Annotated in this window: 8 protein-coding genes; 6 read left to right on the top strand and 2 right to left on the bottom strand. The window is 63.7% G+C overall.

The genetic code is table 11. The features are described from left to right. Positions 1–644: 644 nt before the first annotated feature. Both QH283_RS22620 and QH283_RS22615 read right to left on the bottom strand, forming a co-directional pair. Positions 645–1,253 carry a hypothetical protein gene (locus tag QH283_RS22620; protein ID WP_280504969.1) on the bottom strand — a complete coding sequence of 203 codons (609 nt, stop codon included), beginning with the start codon at positions 1,251–1,253 and terminating at the stop codon, positions 645–647. Between the two features lie 126 nt (positions 1,254–1,379). Beyond that, a complete protein-coding gene (locus QH283_RS22615) occupies positions 1,380–2,315 on the bottom strand; it encodes a DUF6615 family protein (RefSeq protein WP_280504968.1) in 936 nt (311 codons plus the stop codon). 256 nt (positions 2,316–2,571) lie between these two features. Here QH283_RS22615 and QH283_RS22610 point away from each other — a divergent pair, with 256 nt between their 5' ends. The 6 genes from QH283_RS22610 to QH283_RS22585 all read left to right on the top strand — a co-directional run bounded on the left by QH283_RS22610 (position 2,572) and on the right by QH283_RS22585 (position 5,267). Further along, on the top strand, positions 2,572–2,916 hold the full coding sequence (locus tag QH283_RS22610) for a hypothetical protein (RefSeq protein WP_280504967.1): 345 nt from the start codon (positions 2,572–2,574) through the stop codon (positions 2,914–2,916). Beyond that, positions 2,913–3,368, top strand: coding sequence for a MerR family transcriptional regulator (locus QH283_RS22605; RefSeq protein WP_432420764.1), 456 nt, complete (start codon positions 2,913–2,915; stop codon positions 3,366–3,368). Before QH283_RS22610 ends, QH283_RS22605 begins: the two co-directional genes overlap by 4 nt. After that, entirely contained in the window at positions 3,358–3,654 is a 297-nt protein-coding gene (locus tag QH283_RS22600; RefSeq protein WP_280504966.1) for a hypothetical protein, read from the top strand. The genes QH283_RS22605 and QH283_RS22600 overlap by 11 nt, the downstream gene beginning before the upstream one ends. A 25-nt stretch (positions 3,655–3,679) precedes the next feature. After that, positions 3,680–4,015, top strand: a complete 336-nt coding sequence (locus QH283_RS22595; RefSeq protein ID WP_280504965.1) for a YnfA family protein — start codon at positions 3,680–3,682, stop codon at positions 4,013–4,015. Between the two features lie 351 nt (positions 4,016–4,366). Beyond that, positions 4,367–4,570, top strand: coding sequence for a hypothetical protein (locus QH283_RS22590; RefSeq protein ID WP_280504964.1), 204 nt, complete (start codon positions 4,367–4,369; stop codon positions 4,568–4,570). Between the two features lie 157 nt (positions 4,571–4,727). Next, entirely contained in the window at positions 4,728–5,267 is a 540-nt protein-coding gene (locus tag QH283_RS22585) for a TIGR02391 family protein (protein WP_280504963.1), read from the top strand. Positions 5,268–5,329 lie beyond the last annotated feature (62 nt).

Here is a 5,329-nt window from a genome sequence, read left to right as displayed (position 1 = left end):
CCCCCCTCCTTTTTTTCCCACCCCCCCCCCCCCAAAAAAAACTATAAAATTTTTTTTTTTTTTTGGGCGGGGGGCGGGTGCCTTGGTCGACCCCGCTGCTGAATCTCAGGCGCGTGGGTTGGCCGGGAGGGAGTCGAGCTGTTGTTCGTTCTTCACCTTCGACTTCGCCCCGGTCGGCGAGCGTGCTGGGCACGGCCTCGCAGCGCGCGAGAAGCGGACGCTCGCCCACAGTCGAACGCTGACCCTGGCGGTACTGTTCGGTTTCCGGCGTGCCGTTCACTGTGCGCGGCGTTGTCGACCGTGTCGGCTGAGCAGCCCAGCACAATACGTACTCGGACGGCCGCATCCGGAGAGTCGATCGGCCGATTGTCAGCACCGTTCAGATGTAGCCGAACGGTGGAACGTGCCCCTATGGCATCGAACCTGCAACGGCAATAGACGGCTATGGCCTGCGGAAATGCCGTCGCAGGTCCGTGCCCTCGGCAGGGCACACAAAACATGGGCAACCGGAAAACGCCTGGTCATTGCGGGTTACTACACGATCTAGCGATCCCGGTCCGCCAGTACCGATCCTATCTCGTCCCATCTTCGTTGCGTCCCCCTGGCAGGCGCAACGAAGATGGGATGCAGGGCACATGGGACGGCTAGCTGGTAACCGAAGCTGACTCCGCCCCGGACCGGGGCCCGATCTCGTGTTCACCGGGGTGGTTGCCGATGCCTACCCGCCTGATCACGCGCACGGGCGGTGTTAGGAGATGTTCCCAGACCGGCGGACCGAACTCTGGCGGAAACTGGGATCGGTCCTGGTCGTTGAGTTGCCCCCAGTAGTAGCGCGCAAGTTGGAGGGTGTTCCCGGTTCGTGGCTCGGCTTTCAGGAGCGACATGTCGGCACGGAACCCGGGCTGCTCTACCTCGATCTCCCAGATCGTCCCCCGTTGTTCTGCCTCCGCGAACTGGCGCGCCTCCTCGAGCCGCTCGAACGCGAACACGGACTGGAGACGGGAAGGCGCTTGCGGGTACTCATTGAGCCGGACCAGCTCCCACAGCAGCTCGATACCGGTGTCCTGGCTGACAGCGCCGCGTTCCTGTCCCTGCGAGTTCGCAAACTTGAACTGAAAGTCTCCGTTGAGGTACCGCTGGCCGTGCTCGGACAACCCGCCGGGGAACCATCTCGGCGATGAATGGGACGAGAGCGTAAAGATGCCTTCTTCGCGAAGCCTGTTCGCTCGGTCGACATGGAAGTAGGTCGGCACGCGTGCACGCTACGCCGCGACTCTGACAACAACGGTGACTGCGCCCCGGCCCGAAGGGGACGGGTCGGGGCGTGACTCTCATACCGTACCGCTATGCCGAGTGATCGCCCAGGCGACGCTTGCGTGCTATCGCCATATCTCGGCGTCCGATATTGATGCCGTGCTGGTGGGTTGTGTGACTTCGCTGAGGTCCAGGACCGCAACGTATGGGTTGGGCGGGAGAGCCTCTTGGGCGTCGAACAGTACTTCGTTGAATGCCGCTGCCTCACCGTTCCTCACGGCTTGTGCATACATCGGCAGGTCTGGTCTGGGGCGAGCGTTGTAGATGCTGGGGATCTGTGGTGCGTTCGGGTATGAGTCGGCGGCGGCGATGGTGATCTGGGAGAGCCGTTGGTGAATGTGGTTGAGCGGGGTCTTCCACGGCTTGGACTGGGCTTCGGTGCCAGCTCGAAACAGCTCGGACCACGGCATGGCGTGCTCCAGATACCGTGGGGCATAGCTCCCGCCACCCGAGAACAGCCGACCCACGTCATAGGACGACAGCGCGGTGATCCCCCAGTTCGCGCGCCGCCTGAAACGGCCCTTCCACCATTGATTCTGGGTAAGAGCTACCAGATCCTCGGTCGGTGTTGTGCGACCGAAGCGGGTGTTCGGCCACCCGTTGTAGAACACGTGGACGGGGTAGGTATAGCTGTCCTGTGCACAACCCTGGATCAGCGTGTCGTACTGGAATACGCGGGTCTTTTTGTCGCGATGATCGAGTCGCTCGTAGTTCTGCTCGTAGATCCGCTTTGCCTGGATGCGAAGGCGTAGCCAGCCGTCGGTGTCCGATCCGACCCACCACTCCCAGTCGGCACCGTTGCGCTGTTCCTGATGTCGGGTGAACTTGTTGACATGCAAGATGTCGCTTGACACACGCCACAGGTCCAAGAGAACGCTGTCGGTCGTCGACTCTTCACCGGGTACGAGTCCGACCTCGGAGCCAAGTTCGTAGTTCTTCCAGGTCTGCCGAGCCAGACGATCCATGCCCTTGCACAACTCGTTGATGCGATCGAACTCCATGCTTCCCCCGAGGCTCGTCGGCGCGCCAAACCGTTTTGTCCGCGAATCTTGTTCACCTGGTGCAGATCCGGCCACTTGAGCAAAGCGACGCGGACAATCACCTGCTCGCCCTGTGCGAGTGCACGATCAGGCTACCGTTGCCCCGCGCAGTACGGGGCACCGATTCCGGCGATGTGCTGCCAGGCGTAAGAGGACGATGCCTCGGGTTGTCGATCGGGTTGCATCCTGTACCGGGGTACAGGCTTACCGTCGAATCATGACGATCTCACGAGGCGCCGAGGGGTGGGTGCCCGGCGCCTGCACCCTGCCGACGGTGCAGCAACCGATCCGTATCGCCGAGTTCGACCGGTTCTTCACTGACTCGACCCACGGCCTGCGCCGAACGGGCCCGACACGACTGGAACTGCTGGTCGACCCCGCTGCCGAACTGTTGGCGCGGGAGCTGGCCGCGCGGGAGTCGAGCTGTTGTTCGTTCTTCACCTTCGACTTCGCTCAGGCCGGCGAGCACCTGGTGATAGGCGTGGGTGTGCCCTCTGCCTACGTCGAGGTGCTTGACGCGTTCGCCGCTCGCGCGCAGACCGCGATCGGAGGTGGGCGGTGAGTGCGCTGCGAACCAGTGAGCTCGCCGCGGCGGCCGGGGTGAACGCCCAGACCCTGCGCTACTACGAGCGCCGTGGCCTGCTCACCGAACCGGCCCGCACGCTGGGCGGGCACCGGCTCTATCCCGAAGACGCTGTCTCGGTGTTGCGGGTGATCAAGGCCGCGCAACGTCTCGGTTTCACCCTCGACGAGGTCGCTGAACTGCTCGCGGGCACCCGCGTCACCTCGCGTCGCCGCACCGACGCCGGGCTGCGTGCCCGCGTGATCGATAAACTCGCCGAGGTCGATGCCAAACTGGCCGAACTCACCGAGGTCCGCGACACCCTGCGCGCGGCCCTGGCTGCCGGGTGCGAGGACCTGCTCGCCTGTAGCGAGTCCCCGAGCTGTCCGGTGCCGTTCGACTCCGGCCGCGCCACCCCGGCCAACGGGGAGGGTGGCGGTTGTGGCTGCTGAGAACACGGCGCGGCGATGGTGGGGCTCGATCGGTGCCGGTGTCCTGCTGTGCGTGGGTTGTTGCCTGGCCCCGCTGCTCATCGCTGCCGGAGTGCTGGGCGGCGGCACCTTGCTGGTCGGCTTGTCGTGGCTCGAGCCGGTCGGGTTCGCCCTCATCGGGGTAGGTGTCGCGGGCCTGATCTGGAGCCAGCGTCGCGTCCGACGCCGGAAATGCGGCAGCGGCTCGTCCTCGGGTTCGTGCGGGGGCTCGGGCTGTGGATGCACGGCCGTCTCGACGGTCACCTGAATCCGGGCATTTACGATCAGCGGTCGTGACTGTGCTGCGTTCGATCGTGCTGTTCGTCCTGGCTGCTGTCGCCGAGATCGGCGGTGCGTGGCTGGTCTGGCAGGGCGTACGCGAGCACCGGGGCTGGGCCTGGATCGGTGCCGGGGTGATCGCGCTGGGTGTCTACGGGTTCGTCGCGACACTGCAACCCGATGCCAACTTCGGTCGCATCCTGGCCGCCTACGGCGGGGTGTTCGTCGCCGGTTCCCTGTTGTGGGGCATGGCTCTGGATGGGTTCCGGCCCGACCGCTGGGACGTCCTCGGCGCGGTCATCTGCCTGGTAGGAGTCGCGGTGATCATGTATGTCCCCCGCGCTAGCTGAACATGAACACCGCTGTTCTGGAGCGGACTTGTCTGGGCCTCTGGCTATCCTGGTTCCTGTCGCAGGTACGGCTCGTGCAGGTCAAAGGTCACATCGAGTCCAAGCGGCATCCTGATGGGGATTCGATGAGGAAGATCGGTGTATGAGTACGAGATTGACCCCTGCTAGACAGCGCAATGCGGTCTCTGAGGGGATGGCGCTGGGGTTGCTCCTGTGCGGGAGAAGTTCCGTACTGCATGACAAGGTTCGGGTTGATCTCGCGTTCGAGGGTGCGTGGCGCACCTGGAACTACACCCCCCAGTTCCGCAAGTTTCCACCGACCTGCGGAAGGGCCTGGATGCGATTTGGGCGATGACCAGGGCGGACGAACAGAAGAAGGTTTGGGTCTTGTACTGGGAGACCGGAGCCGACCTCCTCGTTCGTGTCCGTCAGCAGGACTGGGATGTCGCGGACCCAAAAGATGTGGCCTTCGCGATTGACATGATCGGTGCCGATGTTCCCGCTGAGGGGTGGAAGGACCTCGCCGCGGACTTCATCCGGCGATTCGAACAGTGACCCACACGGACTCGACACGGTGCGCTCGCCGGAAGGTATGAAGCCAATGCTCCCGGGACAACCAACCCAGGTGTTCACCCTCGTTCGCACCCATGACGACGGAAGCACCGTCGAACGAGAGATCCAGGTGCACAGGGTAACTTCCGACTCTCTGAGGGTGAAGCTCGATGAGGACGTCCGAGTCGGTGACGTGATCGAAGACCGCCTGCGCGAAGACCTGGTGAAGCGGATGCAGATCCTCGACGTGATCCCGGAACGTTCCGCAGGCATCCTGGCGGCGTGGAACGATCACCTCGACCTCCGTTACGAGGTGCGGACCAAGGCGGAGATCGCACCGCCCAAGCATTTCGAGACCTCGTCACTGCATCCCGTAATTGCGGAGATCGCTCGCGACAGGCTCGCTGCCGGGAACGGCAACGACGCCGTTTTCCGGGCCTTCGAGGCGATCGAAACCCGCGTCCAGAAGCTCACGGGGAGAACAGATATCGGCGACACGTTGATGACACGGGTCTTCCAATACAAGCCAAACCCGCCGCAGCTCGACATCGCAGACCACGCTCTGGACGTGGAAAGGCGCGACTACGAGCGCAATGGCTACAAGTTCCTGTTTATGGGAGCGGTACTCGGCATTCGAAACACTCACGCCCACGGGTCGCGACCGGAAGTGTCACCAGTGAGCCTTTTTCATCCTCTGTGACCAGCCCGACGCCGGTGGCTCGAGGCAGGCGGCGAGCCTCCCCACGTACCAGCGAAGCCCCT

This window comes from Nocardia farcinica (genome assembly GCF_029867845.1).
In the GTDB taxonomy this organism is placed as follows: domain Bacteria; phylum Actinomycetota; class Actinomycetes; order Mycobacteriales; family Mycobacteriaceae; genus Nocardia; species Nocardia farcinica_A.
The sequence above is the reverse complement of the archived record's forward strand: the minus strand, read 5'-3'. Positions and strand labels throughout refer to the sequence as shown.

Coding starts and splice junctions, on each gene's coding strand:
- QH283_RS22610 (WP_280504967.1), top strand. CDS start 2,572: ATGACGATCTCACGAGGCGCCGAGGGGTGGGTGCCCGGCGCCTGCACC.
- QH283_RS22590 (WP_280504964.1), top strand. CDS start 4,367: ATGACCAGGGCGGACGAACAGAAGAAGGTTTGGGTCTTGTACTGGGAG.
- QH283_RS22615 (WP_280504968.1), bottom strand. CDS start 2,315: ATGGAGTTCGATCGCATCAACGAGTTGTGCAAGGGCATGGATCGTCTG.